Consider the following 16,243-nt stretch of genomic DNA (forward strand, 5'->3'; position numbering starts at 1 on the left):
CCTTCTTTTCCCCGCACGCAGTCCGCGATGACCGATCCGCAAGCCAAGGACGCCGCCCGACGCGAGGCGCGCGCCCGGCGCGACGCCGTCGCCGACTCCGACCGTCCCGCAGCCTCCGCCGCCGTGTGCCGCCGCATCGCCGAACTGGCGGCGGACGGGCATCTGCCGCCGGGGGCCGTCGGCGGGTATTGGCCGCTCGGCTCCGAACTCGACGCGCGGCCGGCATTGCTCCATCTTAAACAGCTTGGCCATCCGGTTTCCCTGCCGGTGTCGGGGCCGCGCGGCACTGCGCTGGTCTTCCGCGACTGGGATCCGGAAGCGGCGATGGCCATTGGCCGCTACGGCATCCGGGAGCCGGGGGAGGAGCGCGCGGTGCTGCGCCCGTCGCTGCTGCTGGTGCCGATGCTGGCCTATGACCGCAACGGGCACCGCCTGGGCTATGGCGCCGGCTATTACGACCGGACGCTGGACGGCCTGCGGGCGGGTGGGGCGGTTCTGGCGGTGGGCGTGGCCTTCTCCGCGCAGGAGATGCCGGCGGTGCCGGTGGACGTCCATGACGAGCGGCTGGACTGGATCGTGACGGAGCGGGAAACGCTCCGCATTCATAAGTGAGATTATCGGGAAGGTTGGGGCGATGCGGATTCTGTTCTTCGGCGATGTGGTGGGCCGGGCCGGGCGCGATGCGGTGCTGGCGCACATGCCGATGCTGCGCGAGAGGCTGGATCCCGACCTGACTGTGGTGAACGGCGAGAATTCCGCCGGCGGCTATGGCGTCACCGTCAAGATCGCCGAGGAGTTCTTCGCCGCCGGTATCGACGTGGTGACGCTGGGCAACCACACCTGGGACCAGAAGGAACTGGTCGGCACCATCGAGCAGCAGCCGCGCATCATCCGCCCGCTGAACTACCCGGAGGGCACGCCCGGCCGCGGCTTCGTCCTGCTGCAGGCGCGCGGCGGGCGCAAGGTGCTGGTGGTGAACGTGCTGCTTCGCCTGTTCATGGAGCCGATGGACGACCCGTTCGCCGCGGTGGACCGGGTGCTGAAGGCGCATCGCATGGGGCCGGGGGGCGTGGATGCCGTGCTGATCGACATGCATGGCGAGGCGACCAGCGAAAAGATGATCATGGGCCATTTCTGCGACGGCCGCGCCTCGCTGGTGGTGGGCACCCACAGCCATGTGCCGACCGCCGACCATATGGTCCTGCCGAAGGGCACCGCCTATCAGTCGGACGCCGGCATGTGCGGCGATTACGACAGCGCCATCGGCATGAAGAAGGAGGTGGCGCTCGCCAAGATGGTGCGCAAGCTGCCGACCGAGCGGCTGTCCCCGGCCGAAGGGGAGGGCACCGTCTGCGGTTGCTACGTCGAGACCGACGACCGCAGCGGGCTCGCCGTCCGCATCGAACCGTTGCGCATCGGCGGGCGGCTGAGCCAGACGTTGCCGGAGCGGATGCAGTAGGGCGTTCGTTCACGGCTCCGACTGCGCCGCGCCGCAATCTCGCCATATTGACTTTCTAATCCCGTGGGTGTCGTCTCCCGCGCCGAAAAGGTGCGGTGGGGCGGCAGACCTGTTACATGTGTCGTGCGCTCACCCCGCCCGATTGACCATTTTCCGTTTCGAGGCTCGTTCGACCCATGGCCGGTCATTCCCAGTTCAAGAACATCATGCACCGCAAGGGCGCGCAGGACGCCAAGCGGTCCAAGATCTTCAACAAGCTCGCCCGCGAGATCACCGTCGCCGCCAAGAGCGGCCTGCCGGACCCGGCGGCCAACCCGCGCCTGCGCGCCGCCATTCTCGCTGCGCGCGTGCAGAACATGCCGCGCGACCGCATCGACCGCGCCATCAAGCAGGGCACGCCCGGCGGCGGCGACGACGCGAATTACGAGGAGGTGCGGTACGAGGGCTACGGCCCCGGCGGCGTCGCCCTGATCGTCGAGGCGCTGACCGACAACCGCAACCGCACCGCCGCGGAAGTGCGCTCCAGCTTCACCAAGTATGGCGGCAGCCTGGGCGAGACCAACTCGGTCAGCTTCATGTTCAACCGCGTCGGCGCGATCTATTACCCGGCCTCGGCCGCGGATGCCGACACCGTGTTCGAGGTGGCGCTGGAAGCCGGCGCCGACAACGTCGAATCCGACGAGAACGGCCATGAGGTGACCAGCACGGTCGAGAATTTCGGCGCCGTGCGCGATGCGCTGGAGGCCAAGTTCGGCGGGGCGGAGAGCGCGCGGCTGACCTGGCGTCCGCTGAACACCGTCGCGCCCAGCGAGGATGCCGCGGCCAGCCTGCTGAAGCTGCTGGACGTGCTGGAGGACAACGACGACGTCCAGGTGGTCGAAGGCAACTTCGACATCTCCGACGAGCTGATGCAGAAGCTGACTGCGTAACATCGACGCGGGTCTTGCAGGCGGAGTGCGGGTGCCGTGTTTGCGCGGGCAGGACGAACTGAGGCAGGGGTGCCTTCGCCGGTGCGGCTGCTGGGGATCGACCCCGGCCTGCGCCACACCGGCTGGGGCATCATCGACGTGGCGGGTAACCGTCTGAGCCACGTCGCCGACGGCGCGGTGCATTCCGACGACTCCTGTCCGCTGGCCGAGCGGCTGCTGCAGCTTCACGACGCCCTGTCGGCGGTGGTGGAGCGCTACCGTCCCGACGAGGCGGCGGTGGAGGAGACCTTCGTCAACAGCAACGCCGTCTCGACGCTGAAGCTGGGGCAGGCCCGCGCCGTGGCGCTGCTGGTGCCGGCCCAGGCCGGGCTGGCGGTGGCGGAATACGCCAACAACATGGTCAAGAAGGCGGTCGTCGGCCAAGGCCGCGCCGAAAAGGCGCAGGTCCAGACCATGGTGCGCCTGCTGCTGCCCGGCTGCGAGATCGGCAGCCCCGACGCCGCCGACGCGCTCGCCGTGGCGATCTGCCATGCGCACCACCGCGCAAGCTGGACGATGTGGCGGCGGGGTGGTGAAGCGTCCCAACCGGCGCAAAGCGCCCTCTCCCGTCCCGGGAGAGGGAGGGGACCCGCCGCAGGCGGGGAGGGTGAGGGGCTATCCACCCCGCCACTCGCCAAACAAGCCAAACGCCTCCCGACCCCCGAAGAAACCGAACGCGCCCACGTGCTTCGCCGCGATTCCACCGAGGTGGAAAAAATGCTGTGGCAGAAGCTGCGGAACGGCCAGCTGGGGGCGAAATTCCGTCGTCAGGAACCAATATTCGGCTTTACCGTCGACTTCGTTTCACACGATCACCGGCTGATCATCGAACTGGATGGCGGCCAGCATGCAGAGCAGCGCGCCGCCCATGATGAACGACGCTCCAGGATGCTGGAGCAGGCCGGTTTTCGCATCATGCGGTTCTGGAATACGGATGTTGGCGACAACCTCGACGGTGTCCTGACGACTATCAAGGCGCGCTTGGACGAAACTTCCGTCCTGCGGCGGCCGGTCGCCGCGGCGAACCCCTCACCCGGCCCTGCGGGCCACCCTCTCCCGGGGCGGGAGAGGGACTCGGAGTCCTGAACCATGATCGCCAAGCTGACCGGCATCGTCGATTCCACCGGCACCGACTGGGTCGTGCTCGACGTGAACGGAGTCGGTTACCTGCTGTCCTGCTCCAACCGCACGCTGTCGCGCATGGCGGTGGGCGAGCGCGTGTCGTTGGTGGTGGAGACCTTCATCCGCGAGGAGCGCATCGTCCTGCACGGCTTCGGCGATCAGGCGGAACGGGAGTGGTTCAAGCTGCTGACCACCATCCAGGGCGTCGGTGCCCGGCTGGCGCTGTCGATCCTCGGCGTGCTCGACCCCGACCAGCTGACGCGCGCCATCGCGTCGCAGGACAAGACCGCGCTGGTGCGCGCCGACGGCGTCGGGCCGAAGGTGGCGGCGCGCATCCTGAACGAACTCAAGGACAAGGTCGGCAATCTGGCGCTCGGCCCCGCGGCGACCGTGGGCGCGCCGGCCGGCAAGGGCGCCCCCGCCGCCGTGCCCGGCGCCAGCCCGGCGCTGGCCGACGCGGTGTCGGCGCTGGTCAATCTCGGCTATGGCCGGTCGGAGGCCTTCGGCGCGGTCGTCGCCGCCGGGCGCGTGCTGGGCGATGACGCCGGCGTGTCCGATCTGATCCGCCAGGGCCTCAAGGAACTGAGCCAATGAGCGCCCCCCAAAACGATCGTCTGGTCCAGCCGGGCCAGGGCTACGGCGATTCGGGCGAGGCGTCGATCCGTCCGCTGTCGCTCGCCGAGTTCATCGGCCAGCGCCAGGCGCGCGAGAACCTGTCGATCTTCATCCAGGCCGCCCGCTCCCGCAACGAGGCGCTGGACCATGTGCTGCTGTTCGGGCCCCCCGGCCTGGGCAAGACCACGCTGGCGCAGATCGTGGCGCGCGAGCTGGGGGTCGGCTTCCGCGCCACCTCCGGTCCGGTCATCGCGCGGGCCGGCGATCTGGCGGCGCTGCTGACCAACCTGCAGCCGCACGACGTCCTCTTCATCGACGAGATTCATCGCCTTAATCCCGCCGTGGAAGAGGTGCTCTATCCCGCCATGGAGGATTTCCAGCTCGACCTCATCATCGGCGAAGGCCCGTCGGCGCGGTCCATCCGGATCGACCTGCCGCCCTTCACCCTTGTCGGTGCCACGACGCGCAGCGGCCTGATCACGCGGCCCCTGCGCGAACGCTTCGGCATTCCCGTGCGCCTGCAATTCTACGAGCCGGACGAGCTGGAGCTGATCGTGCGCCGCGCCGCCGGGGTGCTCGGCATGGGCATCACGCCGGAGGGCGCGCGCGAGATCGCCAACCGCTCGCGCGGGACGCCGCGCGTGTCGGGCCGGCTGCTGCGCCGGGTGCGTGATTTCGCCGCAGTGGCGGGGGTGGAGGAGGTCGACAAGCGCGTCGCCGATGCCGCGCTGACCCGGCTGGAGGTCGACCGGCTCGGGCTGGACAGCATGGACCGCCGCTATCTCGGGCTGGTCGCCAACAACTATGGCGGCGGACCGGTGGGCGTGGAGACGCTGGGCGCCGCGCTGGGCGAACAGCGCGACGTGCTGGAGGAGGTGGTCGAACCCTACCTGATCCAGCAGGGCTTCCTGCAGCGCACGCCGCGCGGGCGCATGCTGACCGATCAGGGCTTCCGCTATCTCGGCCTCAACCCGCCGAACGCGCCGATCCGGCAGCTCGACCTGCTGGACCGGGTTCCGGATCCGACGGAAGGGGATGGCGATGAGTGAGCGCGCCGCCTCGCTTTCAGGATGGTTCGCCGAGGACGGTACGCACCGCTTTCCGCTGCGGGTCTATTACGAGGACACCGACGCCGGCGGCATCGTCTATCACGCCAATTACCTCCGCTTTGCGGAGCGGGCGCGGACGGAGATGCTCACCCTGATGGGCTTCCGTCAGAAGGAGATGGCGGAGGGCTCGGGCGATGTCACAGGTGTGTCATTTGCGGTACGGCGTCTGACCATTGATTTTGACGCGCCTGCCAAGCTGGAGGACACGCTTGAAGTGGAAACCCGAATCGTCGATATCCGCGGTGCCTCCTTCGCAGTCGCACAAGTCATCCGCCGCGACGGTCGCGTGCTGGCGCGCGCCGACCTGCAGCTGGTGACGATCAACCGGGCCGGGCGGGCCGTACGCCTGCCGGACCCGGTGAAAGCGGCGATGGAGACGCTGCACGACAAGCAAAGCTCCTCTCCACTAGCCTGATTTTCCAGTTACTTCTCTTTCCACCCCGTGCCAACAGCGCAAACGCGAGACTGACTGCGATGGACGCCCTGCAAACCGCCCAACTGGCCGGCAACGCCGCCGCCACGACGGCACATGAGATCACCATGCTCGGCCTGTTCTGGCAGGCCGATGCGGTCGTCAAGATCGTGATGCTGATGCTCATCGTCGCCTCGGTCTGGTGCTGGGCGATCATCATCGAGAAGCTGATGCGGATCCGCCGCCTGAACGCCCAGGCCGACGCCTTCGAGGAGGCGTTCTGGTCCGGCGGCTCGCTGGATGCGCTGTACGACCGCATCGGCCAAGCGCCGGCCGACCCGATGGCCGCGACCTTCGCCGCCGGCATGCGCGAATGGCGCCACGCCGCCGACCGCGGCATCGCCGGCACGATGAAGGGCTCGCTGCAGCAGCGGGTCGAACGGGTGATGGCGGTGACCATCGGCCGCGAGATGGCGCGGGCCGAACGCTACATGACCTTCCTGGCCTCGGTCGGCTCCACCGCCCCCTTCATCGGCCTGTTCGGCACGGTTTGGGGCATCATGAATTCCTTCACCTCCATCGCCGGTTCGGGCAACACCAGCCTCGCCGTGGTGGCGCCCGGCATCGCCGAGGCACTGTTCGCCACCGCCATGGGCCTGCTGGCCGCCATCCCGGCGGTGCTGTCCTACAACAAGTTCTCCACCGACCTCGGCCGCTACGCCGACCGGCTGGACACCTTCTCGGGCGAGTTCTCGGCGATCCTGTCCCGCCACCTCGAGGAGCGGGGAGCCGCCTGAACCATGGCCGGACAACTCGCAGGCAAATCCCACGGGCGTGGCAAGCGCCGGGGCTATCGCGCGATGGCCGAGATCAACATGACGCCGTTCATCGACGTCATGCTGGTCCTGCTGATCGTCTTCATGGTGGCCGCCCCGATGCTGACCGTCGGCGTGCCGGTCGACCTGCCCAAGACCAACGCTGCTCCGCTGGAGCAGCAGAAGGATCCGCTGTTCGTCACCGTGCAGACCGACGGCCGCGTTTTCGTGCAGGAGACGGCGGTCGAGCTGACCAACATGGTGCCGCTGCTGATCGCGGTGACCAACAACAACCCGGAGGCCCGCATCCTGGTCCGCGGCGACGCCAAGATCGCCTATGGCAAGATGCTGGAGGTGATGGGCACCATGAGCGCCGCCGGCTTCAAGAAGGTCGGTCTGGTTGCCGAGATGCCGAACGGCCCGACCGCGTCCAGCGCGCGGGTCGGTGCACCCAAGCCGGCGCGTTGAGGCGGGCGGAACTCCCATGCGCAAGCCCCTGATCGCCTCGGCGGTGCTGCACGTCGCGCTGGTCGCGCTGATGGTGCTCGGCATGCCGCCCAGCGATCGCAAGCTCGAAATCGCCTCCTCGATCCCGATCGAGATCGTCGACGTCGGCGAGATCACCGAGGCCGCCCGCGTCGAGAAGGGCGAACCGAAGCCGGCCGCCAGCGCGGCGGCCCGTCCGCCGGTACCCGAAGCGAAGCCTGCCCCGCCGGCGCCCGAGCCGCCGGACGAGGAGGACGAACCGCCGCCTCCGCCACCGCCACCGACGAAGACGCCGGAGCCGCCGAAGGTCGCCCAGGTGCCGCCGCCGCCGCGCGAGCCGACGCCACCGCCCAAGCCGGCCCCGACGCCCCCTCCGCCTCCGCCGCCACCCCCTCCGCCTCCGCCCCCGGATCCGGCGCCGTCGCCAACTCCCAAGCCGCCGGAGCCGCCGAAGCCTGAGCCTCCGAAACCGGAGCCGCCCAAGCCCGAGCCTCCCAAGCCGGAACCGAAGAAGCCCGAGCCCCCGAAGCCGGAACCGCCCAAACCGGAACCGCCGAAGGTCGAGCCGAAGAAGCCGGAGCCGCATAAGGAGCCGCCGAAGGAGGTCGCGAAGGCGGAGCCGCCGAAGGATGCCGCCAAGGCCGATCCGAAGAAAACGGAGGCTCCCGCGAAGCAGCCGGAGAAGCCGTCGGCCAAGACCGACCCGCTGTCCGACCTGCTGTCGAATGTCGGGAAGATCAAGCCGTCGGACAACCCGAAGGCGGACGGCAAGGCATCGGCCAGCGCCAACAGCGACGCCAAGCCCAGCCAGAAGACCGCATCCGCGGCTCCGGCCGGGGCGGCGAAGGCGACGAACGGCCCCGACAAGCCGTTCAAGCCGTCCGGCCGCGCGCTGGACGCCATCCGCGGGCAGCTGAGCAAGAACTGGAACTTCGACAGTGGCCGCAAGGACGCCGCGTCGATGCAGATCGAGATCCATGTGGAGGTCGGCCGCGACCACAGCGTGGTCCGCGCCTGGATCGACGACAAGTACCGGTCGCGCTACATGAGCGACGCCGCCTTCCGCGCGTCGGCGGATGCCGCCGTGCGCGCGGTCAAGCGGTCGAGCCCGCTGGAGTTGCTTTCCAGCGAGTTCACGGCTGACACTTATGAAAGCTGGCGCTACATCGTGTTCAATTTCGACCCGAGGGACATGTTCTGACCATGACGACGAAGACGAGGCTTCTGCTGAAGCTGGCCGGGGCGACCGGCGCGCTTCTCCTCTCCCTCGGCGTTGCCGCTCCGCAGGAGGCGCGCGCCGAGTTGCGCATCGACATCACGCGGGGCGTGTCCGAGCCGCTGCCCATCGCGATCACCAGCTTCGCCGGATCGGGCGGGCGCGACGCGCAGATGGGCGCCGACATCTCCAAGGTCATCTCCGACGACCTGGAGCGGTCCGGCCTGTTCAAGCCGCTCGATCCGCGCGGCTTCCTGCAGACGCCGGACCAGCTGCGCAGCGGCGAGCCGCGTTACCAGGACTGGAAGGCGCTGGGCGCCCAGGCGCTGGTCGCCGGCAACACCACCACGGGCGGCGACGGCCGCATGAAGGTCGATTTCCGCCTGTGGGACGTCGCCGCCGGCCAATACATGCAGGGGCTGAGCTACAGCGCCTCGCCGCAGGAATGGCGCCGCATCGCCCACATCGTCGCCGACGCCATCTACAAGCGGCTGACCGGCGAGGACGGCTATTTCGACACGCGCATCGTCTATGTCGCCGAATCCGGCCCGGCGAACGCGCGCAAGAAGCAGCTGGCCATCATGGACCAGGACAGCGCCAACCATCAGTTCCTGACCGACGGCCAGACCCTGGTCCTGACGCCGCGCTTCTCGCCGACGTCGCAGGAAATCACCTACATGTCGTACTTCAACAAGAAGCCGCGCGTGTACCTGTTCAACATCGATACCGGCCGCCAGGAGGTCCTGGGCGACTTCCCCGGCATGACCTTCGCCCCGCGCTTCTCGCCGGACGGCAACAAGGTCATCATGTCGATGGCCCAGAACGGCAACACCGACATCTATACGCTGGACCTGCGCACCCGCCGCCAGACCCAGCTGACCGACGCGCCGGGCATCGACACCGCCCCCAGCTATTCGCCGGACGGCCAGCGGATCGTCTTCGAGTCGGACCGCGGCGGCACGCAGCAGCTCTATGTCATGGGCGCCGACGGCTCGGGCGTGAAGCGGCTGACCTTCGGCGAGGGCCGCTACGGTACGCCGGTGTGGTCGCCGCGCGGCGACCTGATCGCCTTCACGCGCCAGCGTGGTAGCAGCTTTGCAGTGGGCGTAATCCGTCCGGATGGGACGGGGGAACGAATCCTGACCGAAGCCTTCCACGTCGAGGGTCCGACCTGGGCACCGAACGGCCGTGTTCTCATGTTCTTCAAGGACTTGCCGTCAGGTGACGGCCGTGGCCGCAATGCCAAGCTGTACAGCATCGACATCACCGGCGCCAACGAGCGCCGCGTCAGCAGCCCGGTCGATGCGTCGGACCCCGCGTGGTCGCCCTTGATTCCCTAGTGGAGTAGCCCTATTTTGCGGCCACGCGAGAGCAATGCTCAAGACTTGGGTTGGACGTCGTCTTTTCGTCGGGGCTTGGCGGAAAGAAGCGGCTCTCGCGCCGATAATTGTCCGACCACTCAACAAGTTTCGTTCAAGGGGTCCCTGAACATGCGTATGAAGTTCCTCGCTCTCGCCGCGGTCGCTCTGCTTGCCGCTTGCGAATCCACTCCGAACGACGCCGCCAACGGCGCGAACACCGGTGCCCAGCAGTCGTCGGTCCGTCCGGGTTCGGCGGAAGATTTCGTCGTCAACGTCGGCGACCGCGTCTTCTTCGGCCTGGACCGCTACGACCTGTCGCCGGAGGCCCGCGCCACCCTGGACCGTCAGGCCAAGTGGCTGCAGACCTACGGCTCGGTCACCGTCACCGTCGAGGGCCATGCCGACGAGCGCGGCACCCGCGAGTACAACCTGGCTCTCGGTGAGCGCCGCGCCAACTCGGTGAAGAACTACCTGGCCGCCAAGGGCATCACCCCGAACCGCGTCAATGTCGTGTCCTACGGCAAGGAGCGTCCGGCGGTGGTTGGCTCGAACGAGGCCGCCTGGTCGCAGAACCGCCGTGGCGTGACCGTCGTCAACTGATGACGCCGGTCCCCGCCTGACGGGGAATGGAGACAAGGCGCCGCCGCCGGGCAACCGGTGCGGCGCCTTTTCTTTTGGCGGGCGGTGCAGCAGCCGTTCCGCATTGGACGCCCTTCTCCCCTTGCGGGAGAAGGGTTGGGATGAGGGGTAAGAGGCCAAAGGCCGATGGAACCATCGACTTGCGCCCCCTCACCCCCACCCCTCTCCCACAAGGGGAGAGGGGCTTGTTCACCTTAGGCGATTTCACCTTGTTCGTTGCCGCATACGCCAACACGGGCATAGGACGACGGCGGTTCTTTGCGCCGCTGCGAAACTTCTGCTAAACAGCGGCCATTGCGTCGCCTTTTTCGTTTGCCATGGTCGCCGTGGGTGTTTCCGCCCTCCGGCCTCAGATCTCCTCAGGATCCCACGCGCATGACCCACATCCGTCCCGTCGCCGCCCTGCTGCTGGGTGGCATGCTCGCGGCAAGCCCCGCACTGGCCCAGTCGAAGGGGCAGATCGAGCGGCTGCAATCGCTGGAAACGCAGGTCGCGGTACTGGGCGGGCCGGTGGAGGTGGCGCAGCTGTCGCCCTCCGTCGCGGCGGATTTCGAGATCCGGCTGCAGAACCTGGAACGCTCGATGCAAGAGCTGACCGGCAAATACGAGGAGTCGACCTATCAGATCGGCCAACTGCGCGAGCGTCTGGAGAAGATCAACGGCGACATCGATTTCCGCCTGAAGGACCTGGAGAAGGGCGGCAGTGCGATGGGCGGTGCCATGGGTGGCGCAATGGGGGGGGCCATGTCCGACGCCGCTCCGCCCAAGGCGGCCGCGAAGGCGGAGGACAAGAAGCCCGCCGACAAGCCGGCGCAGACCGCAACGGCCAACCCGCCGTCCACCGCCGGGCTGTCGCCGGAAAAGCAGTATGAGCAGGCCTTCGAACTGCTGCGCAACTCCGACTATGACCGGGCGGAGAAGGCGCTGCAGGAGTTCATCGTCAAGAACAAGAGCCATGCCTATGCCGGCAATGCGCAGTACTGGCTGGGCGAGAGCTATTACGTCCGCAACAAGTATCCGGAAGCGGCCCAGGCCTTCGCCGAAGTGCTGTCCAAGTACCGCAACAACCCGAAGGCGGCGGACAGCCTGCTGAAGCTGGGCATGACGCTGCAGCAGATGAACAAGAAGTCGGATGCCTGCACCGCCTTCAGCCAATTGCTGACCAAGTTCCCCGAAGCCTCGGCCAGCGTGAAGCGCCGCGCCGACACGGAGCGCAAGCGCATCAATTGCCCGGGCTGATGGCCGACTCCGACTCCGGGCCGGGCGATGCCGCCCCGGTGACGCCAGGGGAGTTCGCCCGCGCGATGGCGGCGCTGGACGGCTTCGAGCCGGCGCCCGCCGTGGCGGTCGGCCTGTCCGGCGGCGGCGACAGTCTGGCTCTGGTCCTGCTGCTGCGGCATTGGGTCGCAGAGCGGGGCGGCAACCTGCTGGCTCTCACCGTCGATCATGGGCTGCGCGCCGAGTCCGCCGACGAGGCGGCGGTGGTCGGGACGGCGATGGCCCGCATCGGCATTCCCCACCGCATCCTTCGCTGGGCGGGGGACAAGCCGGTCTCCGGGCTGCAGGCGGCGGCACGGGCAGCGCGCCACCGGCTGCTGGCCGACGCCTGTGTCGAGGCCGGCATCCTGCATCTGGCGCTGGCCCACCACCGCGACGATCAGGCGGAGACGGTGCTGCTGCGGCTGGCCCGCGGCTCCGGCACCGACGGGCTTGCCGGCATGGCGGCGGTGCGCGCCGATGGCGCCGTTCGGGTGATCCGTCCGCTGCTGGGCTTTTCCCATGACCGGCTGCTGGCGACCTGCCGCGCCGCCGGACTGGAGTGGGTTGAGGATCCCTCCAACCACAACCCGCGCTTCGCCCGTGCCCGGCTGCGCGCCGCCCGCGATCTGCTGGGCGGGGAGGGGCTGGACGGCGACCGGCTGTGCGAGGTCGCCCGCCGCGCCGGTCGCGCCCGCGCCGCGCTGGAGCAGGCGACCGCCGACTTGCTGGCGCAGGCCGCGACCATCCATCCCGAAGGCTGGGTCACGTTCGATCCGGTCCCGCTGCTGGCCGCCCCGGAAGAGATCGCGCTGCGGGCGCTGGCGCAGGCGCTGGCGGCGGTCGGCGGGGCCGGTCCGGTGCGGGACGAGGCGCTGGAGCGTCTGCTCGGCTCGCTGGCCGACGGGCAGGGCGGGACCCTGGGCGGCTGCGTGGTGCGGATGCGCCGCGGTGCCGTCATGGTCGCGCGTGAACCGGCGGCTGCGGTGGAAAGGCTGCTGGTTCCGCCCGGCGGGCGCGTCCTGTGGGATGGTCGATTCGACCTGCAGGTGTCGCACCGGTGGGAACGGCCCGTCGAGGTCGCGGCGATCGGCGCCGCGGGGTGGCGCAAAGGGGCGGGGCCGGGTGGGCATCCGGGATTGTCCGACCTGCCGGTTCCGGTGCGCGAATCGCTGCCAAGCCTTTGGTTGGGAACGGAAATGCTTGCTATCCCGACGATCGGTGGCGCATACGGGTTCGACGCGGATGGACAGGCACCGATGGACTGCGCGATCTTCCGTCCAATTTCGCCGTTGGGAAGACCAGCTTTTACGGTTGTTTCGGACCGGCGCGGCATTATTTAATCTGGGAACGTGCCCGTAGGAGTCCGGGGTGCGGCCTTGTCGGCGCACCGCATGGCGATGGGTTCGCAGAAAGGCGTGTGACGTGAACAATTTCGGCAAGAACCTCGCGCTCTGGATCATCATAGGGCTGCTGCTCGTGGCCCTGTTCAATCTGTTCCAGAGTTCCTCCACCCGCAGCCCGCAAACGACCGTTCCGTTCAGCGAGCTTCTCGCCGAAGTGGACCGGGGCCAGGTCGCCGACGTGACGATCAAGGGCAACCAGGTTTCGGGCCATTTCTCGGACGGCCGCTCCTTCAGCACCTATGTCCCGCCGGAAGCGGGTCTGGTCGAGCGCCTGACCAACAAGAACGTCCGGATCAACGCGGTCCCCGACGACAGCAACGTGCCGTCGCTGTTCTCGGTGCTGCTGTCCTGGTTCCCGATGCTGCTGCTGATCGGCGTCTGGATCTTCTTCATGCGCCAGATGCAGTCCGGCGGCGGCAAGGCGATGGGCTTCGGCAAGTCGCGTGCCCGCCTGCTGACCGAAAAGGTCGGGCGCGTGACCTTCGACGACGTCGCCGGCATCGACGAGGCCAAGCAGGAGCTGACGGAAATCGTCGAGTTCCTGAAGGACCCGCAGAAGTTCCAGCGGCTGGGCGGCAAGATCCCGAAGGGCTGCCTTCTGGTCGGCCCGCCGGGTACCGGCAAGACGCTGACCGCCCGCGCGGTGGCCGGCGAAGCCAATGTGCCGTTCTTCACCATCTCCGGTTCGGACTTCGTCGAAATGTTCGTCGGTGTGGGTGCGTCCCGCGTCCGCGACATGTTCGAACAGGGCAAGAAGAACGCCCCCTGCATCATCTTCATCGACGAAATCGACGCGGTCGGCCGCCATCGCGGCGCCGGCCTGGGCGGTGGCAACGACGAGCGTGAGCAGACCCTCAACCAGCTGCTGGTCGAGATGGACGGCTTCGAGGCGAATGAGGGAGTCATCCTGATCGCCGCGACCAACCGTCCGGACGTTCTCGATCCCGCGCTGCTGCGTCCGGGCCGCTTCGACCGTCAGGTCGTGGTGCCGAACCCCGACGTGCTGGGCCGCGAGAAGATCCTCAAGGTCCACATGCGGAAGGTTCCGCTGTCGCCGGACGTCGACGCCAAGGTCATCGCCCGCGGCACCCCCGGCTTCTCCGGCGCCGATCTGGCCAATCTGGTCAACGAGGCGGCGCTGCTCGCGGCCCGCATCGGCAAGCGCGTCGTCGGCATGGCCGAGTTCGAGGCCGCCAAGGACAAGGTCATGATGGGTGCGGAACGCCGCTCCATGGTGATGACCGAGGACGAGAAGAAGCTGACCGCCTACCACGAGGCCGGCCACGCCATCTGCGCCATCCACTGCGCCGACAGCGATCCGGTCCACAAGGCCACCATCATCCCGCGCGGCCGTGCGCTGGGCATGGTGATGCGCCTGCCGGAAGGCGACCGCATCAGCCTGTCGCAGGCCAAGCTGCTGGCCGATTTGTGCGTCGCCATGGGCGGCCGCATCGCCGAGGAGCTGATCTTCGGCAAGGAGCGGGTGACCACCGGCGCCTCGGGCGACATCAAGATGGCGACCGAGATGTCGCGCCGCATGGTGACGGAGTGGGGCATGAGCGACAAGCTCGGCCCGCTGCTCTACGGCGAGCCGACGCAGGAGGTGTTCCTGGGCCATTCGGTGACCCAGCACAAGAACATGTCCGACCGCACCGCCCAGCTGGTCGACGAGGAGATCCGCCGCATCGTAGACGAGAGCTACGAGCGCGCCCGGGTGATCCTGACCGAGAACATCGACCAGCTGCACACCCTGGCCAAGGGCCTGCTGGAATACGAGACGCTGAGCGGCGACGAGATCAACCGTCTGCTGCGCGGCGAGCCGATCCTGCGCGACGACGACCGCGACACGGTCGCCGCCCCGCCGCCGCGCCCGACCGCCGGCGGACGCCGCTCCTCCGTTCCGCCCAGCAGCGGGCAGGAAAGCGGTGGCATGGGTCCGGAGCCGCAGGGCACCTGAGGGCTCTCGGTTCGGAAATGAAGAAGGCGGCGCTGCGAGGCGCCGCCTTTTTCTTTTGAGCGAGTGATTAAAGTGGGTGAGCGCTCTGCCCCCTCCCTAACCCTCCCCCTGCCTTCGGCAGTGGAGGGAATACAGCCGCTTCGCAGGAGGCACCCTCTCCCGCCGGAGGCGGGGGAGGGATGGGGAGGGGGCGGGTTTTGGATAAAAGGCCCCTCAGAACGCGCCCTTCTGTTCGCGGCGACGGTCGAGAGCCACGTCGAACTGGCGCAGCAGCTTCTGCATGCCTTCGAAGTAGAGCTTGCGCGACGGCGTGTTCTTCATGCAGCGGGCGTCCAGATGGGCGACGCTGGTCAGCGCCGAGACGCAATAGCCGAGCAGCCAATAGCGCGAGCGGATGCTGCGCAGGTAGTCGCGGAAAGGCTCCGGCTGGCCGTTCATGAAACTGCTGAAGGCGGTCTCGTAGTCGGACAGGATGGTGCGGATGTCCATCAGCGTCGTCTCCAGCAGCTTGCCCACCTTCTCGATGTGCATCAGCAGCTGGGTCTCGTAGGGCTTGTGCATGCGGATGTCGACCGGAATGCATTCCCGCGACTTCAGCCAGGTCAGGATGACGCGCGCGCGCGGGGCGATGCGGCGCAGCTGGTATTCGTAGAAGGTCGTGCCCTTCCAGGCGCTGAAGATGGTGTCGGCCTCCGCCCGCTCGATGCCGAAGGCGGAGACGAACAGGCCCGCCTCTTCCAGGTTGGGATTCCAGATCGCTTCCAGGAAGCGCTCGATGCTCTGGGCGTTGCCCTGGCTGCCCGACAGAGCCTTGCGGACGATCGGCTCGATCCGGGCGCGGATCAGGCGGCGGAGCTGGTGGTCCTCCTCGTTGCTGATCAGCCAGTGGCGCGGATCGACGTTGACCTTCTCCCCCTCGAAGCAGGTCTTCAGCAGGAAGGCGTCGAGCGAGGGCACGTCGTCGATCATCGACAGCATCTTCATGTCGCCGATGATGCCGTTTTCCTGCGGCCCGTGCTTGATGCCGAACTGCTCTTCCAGCAGGGCTTCGCTGTTGCGGCCGCGCAGATAGACGGCGACGCCGCCGGATTCGGGCGACTTGGCGTTGTGCGGCACATAGATGCCGGTTTCGACAGGCCGGCTGCCGCCCTCCAGCTCCTCGTCCTCCGCCATCGGATCGCCGCCGTCATCGTCGCGGTCGTCGAAATTCGGGTACTTGAACAGGATGCAGTTGTTCAGGCCCTGGGCCTTGAACATGCGCTGCTCTTCGGGGATCTCGCGCGTGATGGCGATGAGATTCATCGACACGCTGGAGCCGCCGTAAAGGATCTGCTCAAGGATCGGAGAAACCGAGTCCATTTTCTTACGAGCGCGCATGAATATTACCCAAATCCGCGAATATTGCGCAAATCATAAACGCC

The 16,243-nt window shown here is 68.0% G+C and carries 16 protein-coding genes and 1 pseudogene; 16 read left to right on the top strand and 1 reads right to left on the bottom strand.

The window, feature by feature from the left end:
- The first annotated feature begins 27 nt into the window (after positions 1 to 27).
- The 16 genes and pseudogenes from AZOLI_RS03525 to ftsH all read left to right on the top strand — a co-directional run bounded on the left by AZOLI_RS03525 (position 28) and on the right by ftsH (position 14,822).
- Positions 28 to 612: a 5-formyltetrahydrofolate cyclo-ligase gene (locus AZOLI_RS03525; protein ID WP_014247205.1), complete on the top strand. Its 585-nt coding sequence runs from the start codon at positions 28 to 30 to the stop codon at positions 610 to 612.
- Between the two features lie 22 nt (positions 613 to 634).
- Positions 635 to 1,459 (top strand): TIGR00282 family metallophosphoesterase, encoded by an 825-nt coding sequence (locus AZOLI_RS03530; RefSeq protein ID WP_014247206.1) that lies wholly within the window; start codon positions 635 to 637, stop codon positions 1,457 to 1,459.
- A 176-nt stretch (positions 1,460 to 1,635) separates the two neighbouring features.
- Positions 1,636 to 2,388, top strand: coding sequence for a YebC/PmpR family DNA-binding transcriptional regulator (locus AZOLI_RS03535; protein ID WP_014247207.1), 753 nt, complete (start codon positions 1,636 to 1,638; stop codon positions 2,386 to 2,388).
- An 81-nt stretch (positions 2,389 to 2,469) separates the two neighbouring features.
- Positions 2,470 to 2,961, top strand: a pseudogene (ruvC, locus tag AZOLI_RS33125) (crossover junction endodeoxyribonuclease RuvC); the annotation flags it as partial.
- 183 nt (positions 2,962 to 3,144) lie between these two features.
- A complete protein-coding gene (locus AZOLI_RS33130) occupies positions 3,145 to 3,513 on the top strand; it encodes an endonuclease domain-containing protein (protein ID WP_244442551.1) in 369 nt (122 codons plus the stop codon).
- Between the two features lie 3 nt (positions 3,514 to 3,516).
- Complete coding sequence (gene ruvA, locus AZOLI_RS03545; RefSeq protein ID WP_014247209.1) at positions 3,517 to 4,143, top strand: Holliday junction branch migration protein RuvA; 627 nt, start codon at positions 3,517 to 3,519, stop codon at positions 4,141 to 4,143.
- On the top strand, positions 4,140 to 5,213 hold the full coding sequence (gene ruvB, locus AZOLI_RS03550; protein WP_014247210.1) for a Holliday junction branch migration DNA helicase RuvB: 1,074 nt from the start codon (positions 4,140 to 4,142) through the stop codon (positions 5,211 to 5,213). The genes ruvA and ruvB overlap by 4 nt, the downstream gene beginning before the upstream one ends.
- On the top strand, positions 5,200 to 5,688 hold the full coding sequence (gene ybgC / locus AZOLI_RS03555) for a tol-pal system-associated acyl-CoA thioesterase (RefSeq protein ID WP_014247211.1): 489 nt from the start codon (positions 5,200 to 5,202) through the stop codon (positions 5,686 to 5,688). Before ruvB ends, ybgC begins: the two co-directional genes overlap by 14 nt.
- A 59-nt stretch (positions 5,689 to 5,747) precedes the next feature.
- Positions 5,748 to 6,482: a protein TolQ gene (gene tolQ, locus AZOLI_RS03560; RefSeq protein ID WP_014247212.1), complete on the top strand. Its 735-nt coding sequence runs from the start codon at positions 5,748 to 5,750 to the stop codon at positions 6,480 to 6,482.
- 3 nt (positions 6,483 to 6,485) lie between these two features.
- A complete protein-coding gene (gene tolR / locus AZOLI_RS03565; protein ID WP_044549594.1) occupies positions 6,486 to 6,968 on the top strand; it encodes a protein TolR in 483 nt (160 codons plus the stop codon).
- Positions 6,969 to 6,984: 16 nt separating this feature from the next.
- Positions 6,985 to 8,187 (top strand): hypothetical protein, encoded by a 1,203-nt coding sequence (locus AZOLI_RS03570; RefSeq protein WP_014247214.1) that lies wholly within the window; start codon positions 6,985 to 6,987, stop codon positions 8,185 to 8,187.
- A 2-nt stretch (positions 8,188 to 8,189) separates the two neighbouring features.
- The gene (gene tolB / locus AZOLI_RS03575; RefSeq protein ID WP_014247215.1) at positions 8,190 to 9,542 is read left to right on the top strand and encodes a Tol-Pal system beta propeller repeat protein TolB; all 1,353 of its coding nucleotides are present in this window, start codon (positions 8,190 to 8,192) and stop codon (positions 9,540 to 9,542) included.
- A gap of 150 nt (positions 9,543 to 9,692) precedes the next feature.
- A complete protein-coding gene (gene pal, locus AZOLI_RS03580) occupies positions 9,693 to 10,163 on the top strand; it encodes a peptidoglycan-associated lipoprotein Pal (RefSeq protein WP_044549598.1) in 471 nt (156 codons plus the stop codon).
- Positions 10,164 to 10,577: 414 nt separating this feature from the next.
- Entirely contained in the window at positions 10,578 to 11,441 is an 864-nt protein-coding gene (gene ybgF, locus AZOLI_RS03585; RefSeq protein ID WP_014247218.1) for a tol-pal system protein YbgF, read from the top strand.
- Complete coding sequence (gene tilS / locus AZOLI_RS03590) at positions 11,441 to 12,802, top strand: tRNA lysidine(34) synthetase TilS (protein ID WP_014247219.1); 1,362 nt, start codon at positions 11,441 to 11,443, stop codon at positions 12,800 to 12,802. Before ybgF ends, tilS begins: the two co-directional genes overlap by 1 nt.
- An 82-nt stretch (positions 12,803 to 12,884) precedes the next feature.
- Positions 12,885 to 14,822, top strand: coding sequence for an ATP-dependent zinc metalloprotease FtsH (gene ftsH / locus AZOLI_RS03595; protein ID WP_014247220.1), 1,938 nt, complete (start codon positions 12,885 to 12,887; stop codon positions 14,820 to 14,822).
- A 213-nt stretch (positions 14,823 to 15,035) separates the two neighbouring features.
- On the opposite strand, the gene AZOLI_RS03600 is transcribed toward ftsH, so the two are convergent.
- On the bottom strand, positions 15,036 to 16,181 hold the full coding sequence (locus AZOLI_RS03600) for a hypothetical protein (RefSeq protein WP_014247221.1): 1,146 nt from the start codon (positions 16,179 to 16,181) through the stop codon (positions 15,036 to 15,038).
- Between the last annotated feature and the right edge of the window lie 62 nt (positions 16,182 to 16,243).

The organism is Azospirillum lipoferum 4B (assembly GCF_000283655.1).
Lineage (GTDB): Bacteria > Pseudomonadota > Alphaproteobacteria > Azospirillales > Azospirillaceae > Azospirillum > Azospirillum lipoferum_C.